Below are 17518 nucleotides of genomic sequence, written 5' to 3'. Positions count from 1 at the left end.
GTAATCGAGCGTTTACCGGCCGGGCATTAACGGGAATAGTTATCGGACGGTAAGGTCGGGAATTGTCGGAAATCTGCGCGGAAAGGTCCGCAGTCAGCCAATCCATTCAGCGGCGCGAATGGCCAGCTCGGTCCGGTTAACCACGCCGGTTTTCTCGAAAATGCTGTGCAGATAGACCTTTACCGTGCCCTCGGTGATGCCGAGCCGTTCGGCGATATCGCGGTTACGCATGCTCTGGCGGACGAGCGACACCAGTTCGCGCTCTCGCGGCGACAGCAGCGATCGCTCGGCCGGTTCCGGCGACACTTCGGCCTCGGCCTGCAGCTGGGGGTCGATCCATTCTTCGCCATTGCGAACGCTGTCCAGGCAATCGAGCAGCAATGCCGGATCGGAGGTTTTCAGCAACACGCCGTCGACCTTCAGCGCAAGCGCTTCCGCAAACCCCGCCTGGTCCATCGAGGCGGTGAGGATAACCACTGGCCGGTCGTCACCGCCGGTGCGCATCTTGCGCAGGACGTCGAGCCCGCTGCCTTCGGGCATGCTGACGTCAAGGATAAGCATTTCCGGATCGTGCCGGGCCAGCGCTTCGATCGCTTCGGCACCGCTGCTCGCCTTTGAGATGAGCTCGTAATCGCTGCCGCGAAGCATCGCTTCGACCGCAGCCTGGATGATCGGATGATCGTCGGCAAGCAATACTCGTGTCATGCGCGATTGTCCTCTCTGAGCGGAAGGGTGATCGAAATGTTCGTCCCTTTCGCCTGTGTCGACAGCATCAACGTCCCGTTCGCTTCCTCGACCCGTTCGCGGAGCGACCAGGGCTTGCCGTCGACCAGCCGCTGGTTGCCGCCACCGTCATTGCCGATGTCGAGCCGCAAGTCTTCATCGTCGTCGGTCAGCTGCACGATCACGGTCTTGGCACTGGCGTGGCGGACCGCATTGGCGACGGCTTCGCGGACCAGTTGATGCGTGTCGAGATGCAGCCGCATCGGCGCGCTGGCTTCGCCGACCTGGGCGAAAAAGCTGCAGCGAATGTCCCATTGCCGCGCGAGCCGGTCGCACAGCGCCCGCAGGTCCGCCGCAAGCCGCGGCAGGGCGATTCGTTCGCTGCGCAGGGCGCCGACCGCGGAACGCAGTTCCTGCTGTTCCTGAAGCAACAACAGCTTGAGATCCTCGAGCTCGGCCTGCGGCTTCTCGCCCGCGCGCACCGAGCGGCTGATCGCCTCGACACGGAAGGTCGCACCGGCAAGGAACTGGACGATGCTGTCGTGCAGGTCGCGGGCCAGCGACAGGCGCGCACGGGCGACGGCACCTTCTTCGACTGCGGTGAGCAGGGCGTTGCGTTGAATGTGGCGCGCCAGCGCCGCGCCAAGGCTGTGGCCAAGGTCGAGGTGATCGGTGCACAGGCTGCGGATATTGCCAAGGTACAGCATGCCGCGGCCGGCGTCGGTGCGCACCGGCAGGGCAAGACCCTCGTCAATACCGGCATCCGCCAGCAGGCCGATGTCGGCAAGGTCCCTGGCGCTGGCGAAACATAGCCGCTGGTGCGCGGTGCGGCACAAGGCGCGGTCGCGCTTCACTTCGAACAGGAACGGCGTTTCGGCGAAGGGGCGTATCGGCGATTGCACGGTCGCCTGGTCGAGCATGCCGCGCCTGAGCGTGACCAGCTGGATGGCGCCGGAGGAGGCCTTGCGCCATACCAGCAGCGCCAGCGACGCGCCGGTCGCCGCGGCCGCCTGCGCAACGCCGCTTTCGAGCACGTCGCCGCCGGACGGATCGCGCAGCACGTTGTCGGTCGCGGCCCGTCCCGAAAAGCCGTGGGTGACCCCGAACCAGATCAGCAGCAGCGACAGGATGAGCAGGTTGCCGCTGCGGATGATGAACCGCTGCAGGTCGAATTCGGGATCGGTAACGTTGGCCGTCGTCAGGCCGATGACGAAGTACAGCACCATTACCGCCAGCGCCGTCAGCGCGGTCTGGCGCCAGCCCCAGCGGATCGCGGCCGACAGGACGAGGAAGACGAAGAAGACGAAGAACGGACTGGTGTAACCGTCGGTCGCATAGACCAGCAGACCGAACATGCCGATGTCGACGACATGCGCCGGTCCGGCCAGCCGGGCGTCCAGCCACCAGTGGTTCCACGTCAGGACGGCGACAAGGACGGCGGCGCCGACATAGGCGCCAAGGGTCGCATAGGTCAGGTCGGCCGCCTGTACCGGCTGGTTGGGGTCGATCCAGATCGCGAACAGGAAGACGGCGGCGAGCACGGCGCGCGCCAGCGCAATCACCCGGCCGGAACGATCAGTGAGAATATCCTTGAACACGGTTCGTCCGGACGCCCCCCAGCGCAGCGTGGCTGCGCGGCAGGGTTATAGCCGAATTTACCAGCGGCGGAACCGCGCGCTCGTCAGCCTTCCGAGAGGGCCGCGGCGATGCGCTCGGCCGCCATTGCCCGGGCGGTATCGGCGGGCAGCTGGAGCGCGGCGGCGATCGATTCGCCGAGCAGCGAATCGCCCAGCGCGGCCAGCACCAGCCACAGCGTGGTTTCCGCGACATGATGTTCGTCCCGGCCGACGCTGAGCTCGGCGACGAGGCCGCGGAGCGATTGCAGGATCGGGTCCAGCGCATCGCGGTCGCCCGACACAATCATCCATGCCGCCAGCGCGCCGGCGCCTTCGCGGCCGAAGGCATCGAACGTGCGGTCGACCACTTCGCGCGCGTCGGTGGCGCCGCTGCGCGCCCGCTGCACGGCGTCGCCGATGCTGCTGGTGACGCGGTCGGCGATATGGCCGGCCAGCGCCGACTGAAGCTCCGCCGCCGATCCGAAGTGGTGGATTAGGTTGGCATGGGTGCGGCCGACGCGCGCGGCGACCGCCTTCAAGGTAACCGCCTGCGGCCCCTGTTCGAGCAGGATCGCCCGCGCGGCGTCCAGCGCGGCGGAACGGCTTTGTTCGGGCGGCAGTCGGCGGGCTCTTATTGACATCTTTGTAAGTTACTATAGCTATCGGGCATGGCAACCACGACCCTTCCGACCCCGGCAGACCTGACGATCACGCCGCGCGACCGCAAGTTCGAGCGCGATGCCCTGCCGCAGCGCCTGTGGCACGGCGGCAGCGTCGAAGCCACGGCGATCTACAATGCCTTGTCCTCGACCTTTCCGGTCGGCGAGGCCTTCTTCGTCGACAGCGTCCGCGCATTCCGCGACGGCGCGCCGCCGCAATTGGCCGCCGACATCAAGGGCTTCACCACGCAGGAAGCCATTCACAGCCGCGAGCATGATGCGTTCAACCGGCGCGCGACCGACGCCGGCTACGACCTCACGCTGCTCGATGCGCAGGTCGCCAAGCGGCTCGCGGTGACCACCAGCCGGCCCAAGATCGTCAGCTTGGCGGCGACGATGGCGCTGGAGCATTTCACCGCCATCCTCGCGCACCAGCTGCTCAAGCAGCCGAAGCACCTGGCCGGCGCCGATCCCGATGCCGCGGCACTGTGGCGCTGGCACGCGGCCGAGGAGATCGAGCACAAGGGCGTCGCCTATGACACCTGGCTGCACGCGACGCGCGACTGGACCCGGCGCAAGCGCTGGACGGTGAAGGCCAAGGTGATGCTGTTCATCACCCGCAACTTCGTCGTCGACCGCACCGCCGGAGCGCTCGAGCTGATGCGGCAGGACGGCGTCACCGGCCTGCGCGCCTGGGCGTCGCTGCTATGGTATCTGTGGATCGCGCCGGGCATGTTCCGCAAGATCGCGGGCGCCTGGTTCAAATTCTTCCTGCCCGGCTTCCACCCGTGGAACGAGGACGACCGCGACCTGCTGCGCGCCTACGAAGCGAGCGCCGAGGCCCGCTCGGCCCCAGCCCCCGCCAAGCGCGTCCGCAACGCCGCCTAGGCGGCCAGCACTTCCCCTTCCGGACCCGGCAGGTCCGCGCAGCCTTCCAGCTGCAGGCTGAGGAATCGCGCCGGAGTGTCTTCGGCGCGGGCGCAACTGGCCCGGGGAGCGACGATCCCGGTCGGCATGAACCCCAGCTTCTCGAGCACCCGGCCCGACGCCGGATTGTCGAGGAAGTGCGAAGCTTCGAGCGACGTCAGGCCAAGCGCCCGGGCGACGTCGATCACCGCGGTCGCCGCTTCGGTGGCAAAGCCCCGGCCCCAGTGCGCGCGGGCAATCCAGTAGCCAAGCTCGACCGCGCCCGACGGCCGCCGGCCAAGCCCGCAGGATCCCACGAGCCGCGGCGCGCCGCCGGTGCGCTCGATGATCAGGAAGGAGGGCAGGATGGGATCGCGCGGCGCCGCCAGGAACGCTTCCGCATCGCGGCGGGCATAAGGCCACGGCGCGGTCGCCAGATTGCGGACGATGCGTTCGTCGGCAATCGCCGCGGCCAGCGCGGCAGCGTCTTCGGGAAATCCCGGCCTCAACAGCAATCTTGGCGTCCTTGCGAACATGCCCCGTCTCCTCGCCCACGCCCGCTAGCGGCGGTGCGTGACAGTTTCGGGAGAAGATGATCCTTCTTCGCAAAAAAGAAGGGAGAGGAGGGGGCTGCCCTCTTCTCCCTTGTGGTCTCGATCGTTTCGGATCTCGTCCGGGCCGCCCCCTGATGGGAACGGACCCTTTATGACCGTTCCTATTTTGTCGCTTCGGCTGCCGGCATGACATGGACATACTTGCGGCCGAGCTTGCCGTCGCGAAACGCGACGGAGCCATTAATCAGCGCAAACAGGGTATGATCCTTGCCCAGGCCGACGTTGTCGCCCGGGTGCCATTTCGTGCCGCGTTGGCGCACGATGATGTTGCCGGCGAGAACGGATTCTCCGCCGAACTTCTTCACGCCGAGGCGCTTGGCTTCGCTGTCGCGGCCGTTGCGGGACGAGCCGCCTGCTTTCTTATGTGCCATTTCGCTTACTTCTTCGGCTTGGTTGTCTTCTTGGCCGCGTCCTTAGCAGGTGCAGCATTTTTTGTCGATTCGGACTTTGCCTTGGCCGGCGCAGCCTTCTTTTCCGTCTTGGCGGCGGGCTTTTCGGCCTTAGTCTCGGTCTTGGCTTCGGCCTTCGGCGGCGCCTTGGTCTCGACCTTTTCGCTGGTCGCGGCGGTGTCGGCGGCCTTGGCCTTCGCCGGGGCCTGCTCCGACTTCGTCGCGGCCTTGGCATTGTCCTGCTTCGGCGCCTTCTGGTCGCCGATCTGCGTGATGCGCAGGATCGTGTGCTGCTGGCGGTGGCCCTGCTTGCGCCGGTAATTGTGGCGGCGGCGCTTCTTGAACACGGTGACCTTCTCGCCCTTCGCCTGGGCGATGATCTCGGCCAACACCTTGAGGCCGTCGGTCTTCTTCAGGTCCGACCCGTCGCCGGCGAGGAGGATGTCGCCAAGAGTGACGGTGTCACCGGCGTCTCCGTCCATCTTCTCGACGACGATCTTGTCTCCGGGGGCGACGCGGTATTGCTTGCCGCCCGTGCGCACGACTGCGAACATTGGCTTCTCTTCTAATGCGTGTGGCGCGCGGCAGGCCGAGGCCTTCGCGCGAAAGCGTGCCGCCTATGGCAGCGGCCCTATGCTGTCAACCTAGTGCCGGTGTTCGGGGCGCAGCTTGTACCGCTCGCCATCGAAGCTGTCGAACATGCTGGGAATGGCCGGATGGTCGATCGGCTCGTCGCTTTCGTCATGAACCAGATTCTGCTGGCTGACATAGGCAACGTAGCTGGCTTCGGCGTTTTCGGCGAGCAGGTGATAGAAGGGCTGGTCCTTCGACGGGCGCATCGGCTCGGGAATCGCGTCATACCATTCGTCGCTGTTGGCGAATTGCGGATCGACGTCGAAGATCACCCCGCGAAAATCGAGCAGCCGATGACGCACCACTTCGCCGATGGCGAAGCGCGCTTGCGGCATGGCGGGGATGGGGGATGCGCTCATGATGGACGAACGATCTGCAGACGACATGGGTGCAATCTAGGCCGCGCGGCGGACTAGGCAAGGGCAAGGGCGGTTGCTACAGGCCCCGCCGCGACCGTCGCCGGACTTTACGGCACAAGCCCTGACGTGCCTTGCGGAGAGGTGGCTGAGTGGTCGAAAGCACCGCACTCGAAATGCGGCGTGCGGGCAACCGTACCGTGGGTTCGAATCCCACCCTCTCCGCCACCGGCCCGACGGCCGGCACCTCGCTCACTTGCTGATTGTCAGACGGCTGGCGCCGCTGCGGCGGAGGGAGGTAGTGGTGACGTCGTCGCCGGCCCGGGTCAGGCGGATGTCGACCGACGAATTGCCGATGACGATGTTGCGCAGGGTCAATTCGTCGAGGAAGCCCGGAAGGACCGGGTCGATCAGCCGCAATTCGCGCGCCTCGAGGTCGAATTCGCACCCGATCGACGCCGATATGAGCGCGAAGATGGTTGCCGCCGCCCACGCCTGCGGGGAACAGGCGACGGGGTAGCTGGTCGGGCCGCTGCGCTTGCGCCGGGCAAAGCCGCAGAACAGTTCGGGCAAGCGCCGCAGCTCGTTGTAGGTGGCGCTGTCGAAGATGCCGCCGAAGATGGCGGCGATCTCCTGCTTGCAGCCATAGCGGGCAAGGCCGAGCGCGATCAGCCCGTTGTCGTGCGGCCAGATCGACCCGTTGTGATAGGACATCGGATTGTAGCGCGCCTCGCCGCTGGCGATCGTACGCACGCCCCAGCCCGAGAATAGCCGCTGGCCAAGCAGGTGATCGGCGACGCGCCGCGCGCGGTCGGGCGCGGCGATGCCGGCGAACAGGCAATGACCGGCGTTGGACGAGAGCACCCGGCACGGCTGCTTCTTGCCGTCGAGCGCCAGGGCGTAGGTGCCAAGATCCTCCAGCCAGAACTTGTCTTCGAACGCCTGCCGCAACGCCTCGGCATCGTCGGCCAGCTTCTGCGCCATCGCCGTCTCGCCGAGCAATGCGGCGAGCGGGGCGGCTTCCTTCCTTGCGGCGAAGGCGTAGGCCTGCACTTCGCACAGCGCGATCGGTCCTTCGGCCAGGCGGCCGTCGGCGTGGAAGATGCTGTCGAAACTGTCCTTCCAGCCCTGGTTGGACAGGCCCTGTTCGGTCATCCGCGAATATTCGATGAAGCCGTCGCCGTCCTCGTCGCCATAGTCGTCCATCCAGCCGATCGCCGCGACGATGTTGGGCCAGATCTGCCGGATGGTCTCGATGTCGCCGGTGCGCTCGAAATAGCGCCCGGCAAGGAGGACGAAGAGCGGGGTGGAATCGACCGAGCCGTAATAGCGGCCGAACGGCACTTCCCCGAGCGCCGCCATTTCGCCGCCGCGGGTTTCGTGCAGGATCTTGCCCGGCTGGGCGTCGGCCTTGGCGTCGATCGCGGTCGCCTGCAGCGCGGCCAAGGTCTTGAGCACGCCGCGCGCCAGCGAGGGGGCGCACCACAGCGTCTGCAGCGCGGTGATGATGCCGTCGCGGCCGAAGATGGTGCTGTACCAGGGGACGCCGGCATAGGGATATTCGCCGTGCGGGGTCTGGGTAACCAGCATGTCGAGGTCCGACCAGGCCCGCTTGATGATCGCGTTGAACAGCGAATTGTCGCTGCTCGCCTGCACCCGTTCGGTGTTGAGCGCGGCCCGCCCGCGGCGCATCGCGCGATAGGCCGCTGCCGGGGCGCGGTCCTCGTCCTCCTCGCCGGCGATGCGGCAGCTGACCTGCCACAGCACGGTCTGTTCGGGCGTTTCGTCCAGGTCGAGTTCCCAGCGGACGTTATGCTCGCTGATTTCCGACGGCGGCGGGTCGAAGCGCATCACCGCCTCGCGCGCCACGTCGTCGAGGCCGACGTAGCGGTAGACGACTTCGCGATCGGAGGTGACCGCGATGCTGCGCTTGCCGTGGTGCATGCGGCTGGCGCCGCGCACTTCGAACAGATCGGCAAAGTCGCAGTGAAATTCCAGCGACAGCGACATGGTCCGCCCGACGGGGTCGAAGGCACGGACCCGGATGCGCTCGTAGGCGGCGTTGCCCGACAGGAACTTGAAGCGCTGCAGGTGGACCGATTCGCGGTGCAGCCAGATCGCTCCGCTCGGCGAATGGAGGTCGGCGTTGCTGAGGTCGACGACCATCGCGCCATTGTCGTCGAGCACGACCGAGCCGAGCTGCATCGGTTCTGAATCGCACAGCCGCAGCATCAGGTGCGACAGGAAGCGCGTGTCCTTGTAGAACAGCCCGTCGGGTCCGCTGGCGCCGCCGCGGCAATTTCCCTGCTGGTCGAACACCGCGAACAGATCGTTGTGCTTGAGCGAACGCAGCGTGCGCTCGACCAGCGATTCGGTGACGTCGATCCGATAGTCGGTTTCCGGCGGCGCGGCTTCGTCCGCCCCCGCCGCCGTGGGTGTGCCCGGATAGTTCAAAATCAATGCGCCAGCAGAAGCGGCTCCGACCGCCGGCCCGCCGACCGTCCCCGCGCCGTTTCGAACAGGTTGACGTAATCCTGCGCCATCCGCCGGGCGGTGAAGCGGTCCTCGAACGCCCCCCGCACGCCGGATCGCGGCAGGTCGCCCAGCCGTTCGACCGCGGCCACCGCCTCGTCGATGGATTCGACGAGAAAGCCGTTGCGGCCATCTTCGATCACCTCGGGGGTGGAGCCATTGCGCCATGCGACGACGGGGGTGCCTGCTGCCATGGCCTCGATCATGACGAGTCCGAACGGTTCTGGCCAGTCGATCGGGAACAGCAGCGCCTTGGCGTTGCCGAGGAACTCGGGCTTCCGGCGGTCGTCGATCTCGCCGATGAACTCGATCAGCGGATCGTCCAGCAACGGTTCGATCTCGGATTCGAAATAGGCGCGGTCGGCATGGTCGACCTTGGCCGCCATCTTGAGCTTGGTGCCGGTGCGCTTGGCGATCTCGATCGCGCGGTCGGGCCGCTTTTCGGGCGAGATCCGGCCGAGAAACGCAAGATATTCGCCGCTCTGCCCGTTGAACGGGATCAGATGTTCGGGCAGGCCGTGGTAGATCGTCTTGACGAAACTGGCGTTCGGCATCGGCAGCCGCTGGTTGTCGGAAATCGAGACCAGCTTCATTTCCGGATAGGCTTCGAAGGCCGGCCAGAAGGCGGGGATGTCCAGCCGCCCGTGCAGGGTGGTGAAGACGTTGTCCGGCTTGTTCATGAAGATCGGAAAATGAACGAAGTCGATGTGGAAGTGGATCGCATCGAACTTGTCGGCGTCCTCCATCACCCGGCGAAGCATGGCGATGGTCGAAGCAAGGTGATCGTTGATCCCCGCCAGCCGCAACGCCTGGTCGGCGCAGGGGACAAGCCGCGCGCTCGTATCGCTGTCGGCGCTGGCATACAGCGTCACGTCATGGCCAAGGTCCACCAGGGCTTCGGTCAGCCACCAGATGACGCGCTCGGTCCCGCCATACAGTTTCGGAGGGACGGCTTCGGCCAACGGGGCAATCTGGGCGATACGCACTGGGGGAGTCTCCGTCTGACGAATTGGTTCGCGGACATAACGAAGTCTGCAAAGCGCCGTTCCGTCGCCGGTTTGGGCATTGCGCGGATGTGCCGGTCCGGTATCCAGCCGCGATGCTAGGCCAGCCGCCCGCTTCGCTCCTCGACGGCGCGTCGATGTTCCTCGACCTCGACGGGACGCTCGTCCACTTCGCCGACCATCCCGACGCCATCGTCGTTGACGAGAAACTGCGCACGCTGCTGCTGCGCCTGCACGACGTTCTCGACGGGCGACTGGCGATCATCAGCGGGCGCGGGCTCGACGACCTTGCCGGACGGCTCGGGCTCGATGCGGTGGCGATGGCCGGCAGCCATGGGGCCGAATATTGCCTGGCGGGCGGCATTCCGGTGCGCTCGACGCCGCCGGCAAATCTGGACGACGTAACCGCCGCGATCATCGCGTTCGCCAAGGACAATGCGCTGGTGGCGGAACTCAAGCCGGCCGGCGCCGCCCTCCATTTTCGAACCGCGCCCGAAATGGGGCAGGCTGCGCGCGCCTTTGCCATCGACCTTGCCAGCCGGAACGGTTTCATCACGCAGGACGGGTCGATGGTGATCGAATTGCGCGCCCCCGGATCCGACAAGGGCGCGATCGTGCGCAGCTTCATGGCGGAACCGCCCTTCGCCTCCGGGCGTCCGGTCGCGGTGGGCGACGACCTAACCGATGAAGACGCGTTCGATGCGGCAATCGCGCTGGGCGGATCCGCGGTGATCGTCGGCCCGCGCGCCGCGACCAGCGCCCAGTATCGGCTGGACGGCGTCGACGCCCTTCGTACCTGGCTGGAGCAAGCCCGATGAACACCCTCGACCTCTGGCCGATCGGCAATTGCCAGGTCAGCGCACTGGTCGACGCCGAAGCCGGCTTCGTCTGGGGATGCCAGCCGCGGGTCGACGGCGACCCCCTGTTCTGCTCGCTGCTGGAGCCGAAGCGCGATCCGGCGCCCGACCGTCCCGCGGGCGAGTGGCGCATCGCGCTGGTCGACCAGGTGTCGGCCGAACCCAGCTATGTTCGCAATACGCCGATCCTGACCACGCGCCTTACGGACAAGCGCGGCGGCATGGTCGACGTCATCGATTTCTGCCCGCGCCAGGAACGCAGCGGGCGGATGTACCGGCCGGTCGCTTTCCTGCGCATCGTTCGCCCGGTCGCCGGGTCGCCGCGCGTTCGCATCCTGCTCAACCCGTCGCGTGCCGGCGGGGCGGAAGACGCGCCGACCACCAGCGGCACCAACCACATCCGCTTCCTGCTGCACCCGCAACCGATGCGGCTGACCACCGACGCGCCGATCGGCAACCTACTCGATGGCGAACCTTTCCGCCTCGAACGCACGCTCAATTTCTTCCTTGGTCCCGACGAGCCCTTCGTCGGCAACGTCGAGCAAGAAATGGCGCGCATGCTCCACCAGACCAAGCGGCACTGGCAGACCTGGGTGCGCGGCCTCGCCATTCCGCTGGAGTGGCAGGAAGTGGTGATCCGCTCCGCCATAACGCTCAAATTATGCCAGCATGAGGAAACCGGCGCGATCGTCGCCGCGCTGACGACCTCCATCCCCGAACATGACGGGTCGCAGCGCAACTGGGACTATCGCTACTGCTGGATCCGTGACGCTTATTACACGGTGCAGGCGCTCAACCGGCTGGGCGCGCTCGACGTGCTCGAGGGCTATCTCACCTATTTGCGCAATATCATCGACGCGGCCGAAGGGGGAACAATCCAGCCGCTGTACAGCGTGTCGGGGCAAAGCCGGCTGGAGGAAAGCGAGGCCAAGGGGTTTGCCGGCTATCGCGGGCTTGGCCCGGTGCGCTTCGGCAACGCCGCCTACACCCAGATCCAGCATGACGCCTACGGCCAGATCGTGCTGTCGAGTGCGCAGGCGTTCTTCGACCGGCGGCTTTTGCGCATGGCGACCCGCGAAGACTTCACCACGCTGGAAAGCGTCGGCGAACAGGCCGTGCGCGCCTTCGACCAGCCCGACGCCGGCCTGTGGGAATTCCGCACCAAGAGCTCGGTCCACACCTATAGCGCGGTGATGTGCTGGGCGGCATGCGACCGGCTGGCCAAGATCGCCGCGACCATCGGCCTGCCCGACCGCGCCGAATATTGGGCGGCGACCGCGGCGCGGATGCGGGCAGCGATCACCGAACAGACTTTCCTCGACGGCGACCAGCGCTTTGCCGCGACGTTCGGCGGCGACGAACTCGACGCCAGCCTGCTGCAGCTGGCCGACCTCCAGTTCGTCGATCCCGGCGACCCGCGCTTCGGCAACACCCTCGACGCGGTAGAACGGGAATTGCGCAAGGGCGAGCACATGCTGCGCTATGCCTCGGAAGATGATTTCGGACGGCCGCAGACCGCGTTCAACTTCTGCACCTTCTGGCTGATCGAATCGCTGCACCTGACCGGTCGCGATGAAGAAGCGCGAATGCTCTACGCGAAAATGCTCGAGCGGCGGACGCCGGCGGGCCTGTTGTCGGAGGATACCGACTTTAGGACAGGCGAGCTGTGGGGCAACTATCCGCAGACCTATTCGCTTGTAGGTCTGATCAATTGCGCGGTGTTCTTGTCGCGCCCGTGGAGCGCCATCAGATGAGTCGTCTCATCTTAGTGTCCAACCGTGTGAGCACGCCCAAAGCGCGGGGCGACGAGGTTTCGCAAGGCGGCCTTGCCGTCGCCTTGTCGGCGGCCCTGCGCGAAACCGGCGGCATCTGGTTCGGCTGGTCGGGCGAAACGATCGAAACTTTCAGCGGCGAGATCAACCGGCAAAGCGCGGACGGCGTGACCATCGCGACCGTCGACCTGGAGCCGCAGGACGTCGACGAATATTATAACGGCTACGCCAACCGCACCTTGTGGCCGCTATTCCACTACCGCATCGACCTGGCCGAATTCGACCTGCAGTTCGGCGCCGGGTACGAACGGGTGAACGATCGCTTCGCGGCGACAGTCGCGCCGCTGATCGAGCCTGACGACATCATCTGGGTGCACGACTACCACCTGATCCCGCTGGGCCAGCGGCTGCGGCGCAAAGGCCTGCGCAATCCGATGGGCTTCTTCCTCCACATTCCGTGGCCACCCTACCGGTTGATGACCGCCTTGCCGTTCCATCGGCGGCTGGTGGAATCGATCCTCGAATATGACGTGATCGGCTTCCAGACGAGCGAATGGCTCGACAGCTTCCGCCATTATCTGGTCACCGAAATGGGCCTGAAGATCGACGGCGATATCCTCGTCTATCGCGGCCGGCGGATTAAGCTGGGCGCCTATCCGATCGGGATCGACGGCGCACAGCTCGACCGGATGGTCACGACGCACAATGCGCAAGAAGCGTTCAAGACCGTCCGCCGCAGCGCGCCGAACCAGAAGACGGTCATCGGCGTCGACCGGCTGGATTATTCCAAGGGACTGATCGAACGCTTCCAGGGCTATCGCTATTTCCTCGAACATTATCCGGACTGGCACAGCAAGGTGTTCCTGCTGCAGATCGCCCCGCCGTCGCGCGGCGAAGTCCATACCTACGAGGATATTCGCAAGCAGCTCGACGAACTGTCCGGGCGCATCAATGGCGCTTTCGCTCATGTCGACTGGGTGCCCATTCGCTACGTCAACCAGGCCTATCCGCGCGACGGCCTGACCGGTTTCTATCGCGCCTCGGACGTGGCGCTGGTGACTCCGCTGCGCGACGGGATGAATCTCGTCGCCAAGGAATTCGTCGCCGCGCAGGACCCGGAGGATCCCGGCGTTCTGATCCTGTCGAAGTTCGCCGGCGCGGCCGAAGCGATGGGCCGCGCGCTGCTGGTCAACCCGCACAGCAAGGAACAGATCAGCAAGGCGCTGGAACGCGCGCTGACTATGCCGCTGTCCGAACGCCGCGATCGCTGGGAGGCGCTCAACGACGTGGTGCGCAAGGAAGACGTCACGGCGTGGCGCGACACGTTCCTGGCCGACCTGCGCCAGGCCGAAGACAAGCTGTTCTTCGCGACGCCGCCGACCGCCGAACATTAAGCGACAGGCATGATCCGCGCGGCGCAAGGCGCCCTGCCGACGGCGGGTGAGCGCTAGAGCTGACCCGGGCGGTCATTTCGAGGGAGCAACCACCCTTTCGCGGCGTTCCTTTCGCGCAATGTACCGGACCAGCCTCGATACCAAGGACAAGGGCGGCGCGCTGATGGCGGTCGCGCTCGTCCACGTCGGCCTGTTCTTCATGCTGCTGCAGCTGTCGGGCAAGATCGACCTGACCGATCCACAGGGCGCGCTCGACGTGTTCGACGTGACCGAAGTGCCGCCTCCGCCGCCGCCCGAACAGCCGGTGGTGCAACGCACGCAGGCACAGCAGAAGCCGGAGGCCAAGGAGGGCGCGGCCAGTCCCAAGAACATCCGCAGCACGGCCACCGAAATCGTCTCGCCGCGGCCGCAGATCTCGCTGCCGGTGCCGGTACCCATGGCCACCACGACGACTCCCAACACGGGCACCGAAGCGACCCAGGGCGCGTCGGACGTGGTCGGTCCGGGGACCGGCGCTGGCGGGATCGGCACCGGGACCGGCAGCGGCGGGGCGGGCAACGGCACCGGTGGCGGCGGCGGCGGCGGTTACCTGACGCCCCCGCAACTGCTCAGCCCGGTGCTGCGCGGGCGCGACTTTCCGCGCCAGCTGATCGACGCTTGGCCGCGCGGCGCGGAAGTCTTTACCCGGTTGCGGGTCAGTCCGAGCGGCGCCGTGATCCAGTGCATCGTCGACCGTGGGACCGGCAATCCGCAGATCGATGCGACGATCTGCAGCATCGTCCAGCAGCGCTTTCGCTTCAATCCGGCGCTCGACAAGTCGCGCCGACCGGTTGCGGGATGGTTCGGATACCGGCAAGTGCCTCCTCGCTAGACGAGCACAAGGAGACGAAGCCGATGATCGAAGCCGAATGGTGGGACTATGACACGCCCGACGAGATGGCGGAGGCGGTCGCCGGCGATATCGGCTTCATCATCGGCAGCGCGCTCGATGCGCGCGGCGAGGCGCTGATCGCGCTGTCCGCCGACGACATTGCGCGGGCGATCTACCCGACGCTCGCCGATGCCAGCCTGCAGTGGAAAAAGGTGGTCGTCATTCCGACCAACGATCGCATCGTCAGTGTCGAGGATCCGTCCAGCCATGCCCGCGCGCTGGCCCAACAATTCCTGGCCAAGGGCGCCCGGGTGGTGCCCATCGTCACGCCGATCGACGATTACCGGGCTGCCGGCAATTCGGCCGATGCGCGCTTGCAGGACTTGCCCTGGCCGCCCGATCTCGTGTGGCTGGGCATGGGCGACGATGGCAGCGCCGCCGGGATCGTGTCCGGGCCCGACCTGCAGGATTCGCTCGAGGCGCCAAAGGCTCGCCGCGCGGTCGGCACCAAGTCGGAGGACGGCGAGACCCGGGTTACGCTGACCCGGTCATCGATCCTCGGCGCGCGCACCGTGCTGATCACGCTGCAGGGACAGGACAAGCGCGAGATGCTGGAGCAGGCGATTGCCGACGGGCAGAGCTCGAAGCTGCCGATCGGCCGCGTGCTGGCCGAAGCCGAACAACCGATCGACATCCACTGGTGCCCGTGACGCGCTAGATCGTGTCGAGCGGCTTGCCCCGCGTTTCCTTGATGAAGACAAGGGTGACGAACGCGGAAATCGCGGTGAACACGACCGAATACCACAGGCCGGCATAGACGTTGCCGGTCGCGGCGACGATCGCGAAACTGGTCACCGGCAGGAACCCGCCGACCCAGCCCGTTCCGACATGATAGGGCAGGCTCATCGCCGTGTAGCGGATGCGCGTCGGGAACATCTCGACCAGCGCGGAAGCCTGCGGGCCGTAAAGCGCGGTCGCCGCGACGACGAACAGGAACAGCGCGAACAGCAAGGGGGGATAGTCGATCGCCGCCGGGTCGGCGCTCGTCGGATAGCCGACGCGTTGCAGGGCGCCGTTGATCGACGTCGCAACGCTGGCCTTCAGGGCCTTGAGGTCGGTGCCTTCCCCGCTCGGGACCGCGGTTGCGCTTTCGCCGGCGAGCACCCGTGTCTGGCCGTCGACCGACGGAACCGTCGAATACGCGACGCCCCGCGCGATAAGTGTCGACTTGGCGATGTCGCAGGCGCTGGTGAACTTGGCCGTGCCCGTTGGATCGAACTGCGACGAACAAGTCGCCAGATCGGTTTCAACGAACACCGGCGTGCGCTCCTGCGCGGCGACAAGCGCCGGATTGGCGGAACGGGCGATCATGTGCGAGCCCGGGAAGTAGAATAGCAGCGCGAGCAGCATGCCGCCGAGCATCACCGGCTTGCGCCCGATGCGGTCGCTCAGCCAGCCGAAGAAGACGTAGAGCGGCGCGCTGGCCAGCGTCATCGCGATCAGCAGGCCGTCCTTGATCTCCGCGGACACGCCCAGCGAGCGTTCGAGGAACACCTGCATGTAGAAGAAGGTGAAGTACCAGACCGCGCCCTGCGCGCACATGATACCGAGAAAGGCGATGATCACGCGGCGCAGGCTGTCGCGGGTGGCAAAGCTTTCGCGCAGCGGGGTCTTGGACGTCGCGCCTTCTTCCTTCAGCTTGGCGAAGTGCGGGCTTTCGCTCAGCTTCACCCGCATCCACACCGAAATGCCCAGCAGGACGATCGACACCAGGAAGGGGATGCGCCAGCCCCAAGCGTCGAACGCCTCGGTGCCAAGCGCCAGCCGGGTGGCGAAAATGACCAGCAGCGCGGCGAGCAGGCCGAAGGAGGCGGACGACTGGATCCAGCCGGTCGCTGCGCCGCGCTTGGCGTCGGGGGCGTGCTCGGCGACGTAGATCGCCGCGCCGCCATATTCGCCGCCCAAGGCGGTGCCTTGCGCGATGCGCAGGAGGATCAGCAGGATGGGGGCGATGATCCCCGCCTGCGCGTAGGTCGGCAAAAGCCCGATGGCGAAGGTCGCGCCGCCCATCAGGCTGACGGTGGCAAGGAAGGTCGCCTTGCGCCCCACGCGGTCGCCCATTGCACCGAAGATGATCGCGCCCAGCGGGCGAAATGCGAAGCCGACGGCAAACAAGGCGAGCGCGGCAACCAGGGCGCCGGTCGGATCGAGGCCCGCCAGGAACACCTTGGCGATGACCGGGGTCAGCGACCCGAAGATGAAGAAGTCGTACCATTCAAACGCGGTGCCCGCCGACGATGCGACGACGACCCGCGACATGGACCACGACTGGCCTTCATGCGGCGCGGCTTGGCTGGCCATGCAACTTTCCCCCCTTGCAACGGCAAAGGGATAGCGGGCGCTACGCCGCGCGCAACTGCATGCTGATCGTGCGGGGAAGGGGTGGTCGATGTCCGGGCACGGCATGGCGTGCCCGGCAAGGACTTAACCGATGACGGAAAGTGCCGCCTGGTAGGCGATATCGCGGGCCTGACGGCTTTCGCGGGGGGTCATCAGCTGGAGGAGGGTGGGAGTTTCGTGGCGGGCGAAAGTCTTGCGCCGCCGGGCAAAAATCTTGGTCTTGTTCGTCAAATTCACTTCATTCCTTGACGGCATCCGCAAGCGCGGCAGCCGCCCTTTCCTTGTCGGCGATCAGCGTCTGGCGCATCCGTTCGGTGCGCGCAGCACGAGCCGCCATTTCATTCCACGCCGCTTCCGACCGCAGGCAGCGATCGCGCACATTGTCGAGAGTCGTCTCATTCGCCTGCGCACGCGCTTCCGCGGCCCGGGCGAGATAGGTTTCCCTGTCGGTCATCGATGGCATGTGGAACTTTCGTTATGGAAATGACGGGGCGACCGCATGGCCGCCCCGCCGGTTCGCTTAGTCTGCGGGCTGCAGGTTCACTGCGCTCATCTTGCCGCGACGATCTTCTTCAAGCTCGTAGCTGACCTTCTGGTCCTGGTTGAGGGTCTGCATTCCAGACCGCTCGACCGCGCTGATGTGGACGAACGCGTCCGCGCCGCCGTCCTCGGGCTGGATGAAACCATAACCCTTGGTCGTGTTGAAAAATTTTACGGTGCCGATTGGCATTAGCTTATTCCTTCTCTTCAGGCCGACCATCGGCCCTCATTGCTAGGAGCAGCGAAAAAGAA

General features: G+C 66.1%; 19 protein-coding genes and 1 tRNA gene. 7 read left to right on the top strand and 13 right to left on the bottom strand.

The genetic code is table 11. From position 1 onward, the window contains the following. Positions 1-93: 93 nt before the first annotated feature. The 3 genes from H8M03_RS08085 to H8M03_RS08075 all read right to left on the bottom strand — a co-directional run bounded on the left by H8M03_RS08085 (position 94) and on the right by H8M03_RS08075 (position 2980). Positions 94-705: a response regulator gene (locus tag H8M03_RS08085; protein WP_187478949.1), complete on the bottom strand. Its 612-nt coding sequence runs from the start codon at positions 703-705 to the stop codon at positions 94-96. Next, on the bottom strand, positions 702-2321 hold the full coding sequence (locus tag H8M03_RS08080) for a sensor histidine kinase (RefSeq protein WP_187478948.1): 1620 nt from the start codon (positions 2319-2321) through the stop codon (positions 702-704). Before H8M03_RS08080 ends, H8M03_RS08085 begins: the two co-directional genes overlap by 4 nt. Before the next feature lie 83 nt (positions 2322-2404). After that, on the bottom strand, positions 2405-2980 hold the full coding sequence (locus H8M03_RS08075) for a TetR/AcrR family transcriptional regulator (protein WP_187478947.1): 576 nt from the start codon (positions 2978-2980) through the stop codon (positions 2405-2407). Positions 2981-3007: 27 nt separating this feature from the next. Between H8M03_RS08075 and H8M03_RS08070 the strand changes: the two genes are divergently transcribed. Next, entirely contained in the window at positions 3008-3886 is an 879-nt protein-coding gene (locus tag H8M03_RS08070; protein WP_187478946.1) for a metal-dependent hydrolase, read from the top strand. Here the strand turns inward: H8M03_RS08070 and H8M03_RS08065 are convergent. The 4 genes from H8M03_RS08065 to hspQ all read right to left on the bottom strand — a co-directional run bounded on the left by H8M03_RS08065 (position 3883) and on the right by hspQ (position 5899). Then, positions 3883-4440 carry a GNAT family N-acetyltransferase gene (locus H8M03_RS08065; RefSeq protein WP_187478945.1) on the bottom strand — a complete coding sequence of 186 codons (558 nt, stop codon included), beginning with the start codon at positions 4438-4440 and terminating at the stop codon, positions 3883-3885. The two genes, H8M03_RS08070 and H8M03_RS08065, sit on opposite strands and share 4 nt — an antisense overlap. A 179-nt stretch (positions 4441-4619) precedes the next feature. After that, on the bottom strand, positions 4620-4889 hold the full coding sequence (gene rpmA / locus H8M03_RS08060) for a 50S ribosomal protein L27 (protein ID WP_187478944.1): 270 nt from the start codon (positions 4887-4889) through the stop codon (positions 4620-4622). A 5-nt stretch (positions 4890-4894) separates the two neighbouring features. Further along, the gene (gene rplU, locus H8M03_RS08055) at positions 4895-5461 is read right to left on the bottom strand and encodes a 50S ribosomal protein L21 (RefSeq protein WP_187478943.1); all 567 of its coding nucleotides are present in this window, start codon (positions 5459-5461) and stop codon (positions 4895-4897) included. 90 nt (positions 5462-5551) lie between these two features. Next, positions 5552-5899, bottom strand: coding sequence for a heat shock protein HspQ (gene hspQ, locus H8M03_RS08050; protein ID WP_246448811.1), 348 nt, complete (start codon positions 5897-5899; stop codon positions 5552-5554). Positions 5900-6034: 135 nt separating this feature from the next. On the opposite strand from hspQ, the gene H8M03_RS08045 reads away from it, so the two are divergent. Then, a tRNA-Ser gene (locus tag H8M03_RS08045) sits at positions 6035-6124 on the top strand. A 24-nt stretch (positions 6125-6148) separates the two neighbouring features. Here H8M03_RS08045 and H8M03_RS08040 read toward each other — a convergent pair. Then, the gene (locus H8M03_RS08040) at positions 6149-8350 is read right to left on the bottom strand and encodes an amylo-alpha-1,6-glucosidase (protein ID WP_187478941.1); all 2202 of its coding nucleotides are present in this window, start codon (positions 8348-8350) and stop codon (positions 6149-6151) included. A gap of 2 nt (positions 8351-8352) precedes the next feature. Next, entirely contained in the window at positions 8353-9414 is a 1062-nt protein-coding gene (locus tag H8M03_RS08035) for a glycosyltransferase family 4 protein (protein WP_187478940.1), read from the bottom strand. Between the two features lie 113 nt (positions 9415-9527). On the opposite strand from H8M03_RS08035, the gene otsB reads away from it, so the two are divergent. The 5 genes from otsB to H8M03_RS08010 all read left to right on the top strand — a co-directional run bounded on the left by otsB (position 9528) and on the right by H8M03_RS08010 (position 15036). Beyond that, the gene (gene otsB, locus H8M03_RS08030) at positions 9528-10250 is read left to right on the top strand and encodes a trehalose-phosphatase (RefSeq protein ID WP_187478939.1); all 723 of its coding nucleotides are present in this window, start codon (positions 9528-9530) and stop codon (positions 10248-10250) included. Next, on the top strand, positions 10247-12043 hold the full coding sequence (locus H8M03_RS08025) for a glycoside hydrolase family 15 protein (protein WP_187478938.1): 1797 nt from the start codon (positions 10247-10249) through the stop codon (positions 12041-12043). Before otsB ends, H8M03_RS08025 begins: the two co-directional genes overlap by 4 nt. Further along, the gene (otsA, locus tag H8M03_RS08020; protein ID WP_187478937.1) at positions 12040-13455 is read left to right on the top strand and encodes an alpha,alpha-trehalose-phosphate synthase (UDP-forming); all 1416 of its coding nucleotides are present in this window, start codon (positions 12040-12042) and stop codon (positions 13453-13455) included. The genes H8M03_RS08025 and otsA overlap by 4 nt, the downstream gene beginning before the upstream one ends. Positions 13456-13573: 118 nt before the next feature. Further along, the gene (locus H8M03_RS08015; protein WP_187478936.1) at positions 13574-14326 is read left to right on the top strand and encodes an energy transducer TonB; all 753 of its coding nucleotides are present in this window, start codon (positions 13574-13576) and stop codon (positions 14324-14326) included. A 23-nt stretch (positions 14327-14349) separates the two neighbouring features. Beyond that, positions 14350-15036: a 6-phosphogluconolactonase gene (locus H8M03_RS08010; protein ID WP_187478935.1), complete on the top strand. Its 687-nt coding sequence runs from the start codon at positions 14350-14352 to the stop codon at positions 15034-15036. Between the two features lie 4 nt (positions 15037-15040). Here H8M03_RS08010 and H8M03_RS08005 read toward each other — a convergent pair whose 3' ends face one another. From H8M03_RS08005 to H8M03_RS07990, 4 genes are all read right to left on the bottom strand, one after another. Next, positions 15041-16687 carry an MFS transporter gene (locus tag H8M03_RS08005; RefSeq protein WP_222931865.1) on the bottom strand — a complete coding sequence of 549 codons (1647 nt, stop codon included), beginning with the start codon at positions 16685-16687 and terminating at the stop codon, positions 15041-15043. A gap of 123 nt (positions 16688-16810) precedes the next feature. Further along, positions 16811-16957 carry a hypothetical protein gene (locus tag H8M03_RS08000; protein ID WP_187478934.1) on the bottom strand — a complete coding sequence of 49 codons (147 nt, stop codon included), beginning with the start codon at positions 16955-16957 and terminating at the stop codon, positions 16811-16813. Positions 16958-16964: 7 nt separating this feature from the next. Then, positions 16965-17180, bottom strand: coding sequence for a hypothetical protein (locus H8M03_RS07995; RefSeq protein ID WP_343070841.1), 216 nt, complete (start codon positions 17178-17180; stop codon positions 16965-16967). 66 nt (positions 17181-17246) lie between these two features. Next, positions 17247-17456 (bottom strand): cold-shock protein, encoded by a 210-nt coding sequence (locus H8M03_RS07990; RefSeq protein ID WP_187478932.1) that lies wholly within the window; start codon positions 17454-17456, stop codon positions 17247-17249. Positions 17457-17518 lie beyond the last annotated feature (62 nt).

It is taken from the genome of Sphingomonas sabuli (assembly GCF_014352855.1).
GTDB lineage: Bacteria > Pseudomonadota > Alphaproteobacteria > Sphingomonadales > Sphingomonadaceae > Sphingomicrobium > Sphingomicrobium sabuli.
This window is presented reverse-complemented; position numbering and strand designations above follow the sequence as displayed.

Coding starts and splice junctions, on each gene's coding strand:
- H8M03_RS08005 (WP_222931865.1), bottom strand. CDS start 16,687: ATGGCCAGCCAAGCCGCGCCGCATGAAGGCCAGTCGTGGTCCATGTCG.
- rplU (WP_187478943.1), bottom strand. CDS start 5,461: ATGTTCGCAGTCGTGCGCACGGGCGGCAAGCAATACCGCGTCGCCCCC.
- H8M03_RS08025 (WP_187478938.1), top strand. CDS start 10,247: ATGAACACCCTCGACCTCTGGCCGATCGGCAATTGCCAGGTCAGCGCA.
- H8M03_RS08065 (WP_187478945.1), bottom strand. CDS start 4,440: ATGTTCGCAAGGACGCCAAGATTGCTGTTGAGGCCGGGATTTCCCGAA.
- H8M03_RS08075 (WP_187478947.1), bottom strand. CDS start 2,980: ATGTCAATAAGAGCCCGCCGACTGCCGCCCGAACAAAGCCGTTCCGCC.
- rpmA (WP_187478944.1), bottom strand. CDS start 4,889: ATGGCACATAAGAAAGCAGGCGGCTCGTCCCGCAACGGCCGCGACAGC.
- H8M03_RS07990 (WP_187478932.1), bottom strand. CDS start 17,456: ATGCCAATCGGCACCGTAAAATTTTTCAACACGACCAAGGGTTATGGT.
- hspQ (WP_246448811.1), bottom strand. CDS start 5,899: ATGAGCGCATCCCCCATCCCCGCCATGCCGCAAGCGCGCTTCGCCATC.
- otsB (WP_187478939.1), top strand. CDS start 9,528: ATGCTAGGCCAGCCGCCCGCTTCGCTCCTCGACGGCGCGTCGATGTTC.
- H8M03_RS08070 (WP_187478946.1), top strand. CDS start 3,008: ATGGCAACCACGACCCTTCCGACCCCGGCAGACCTGACGATCACGCCG.
- H8M03_RS08010 (WP_187478935.1), top strand. CDS start 14,350: ATGATCGAAGCCGAATGGTGGGACTATGACACGCCCGACGAGATGGCG.
- otsA (WP_187478937.1), top strand. CDS start 12,040: ATGAGTCGTCTCATCTTAGTGTCCAACCGTGTGAGCACGCCCAAAGCG.
- H8M03_RS08085 (WP_187478949.1), bottom strand. CDS start 705: ATGACACGAGTATTGCTTGCCGACGATCATCCGATCATCCAGGCTGCG.
- H8M03_RS07995 (WP_343070841.1), bottom strand. CDS start 17,180: ATGACCGACAGGGAAACCTATCTCGCCCGGGCCGCGGAAGCGCGTGCG.
- H8M03_RS08015 (WP_187478936.1), top strand. CDS start 13,574: ATGTACCGGACCAGCCTCGATACCAAGGACAAGGGCGGCGCGCTGATG.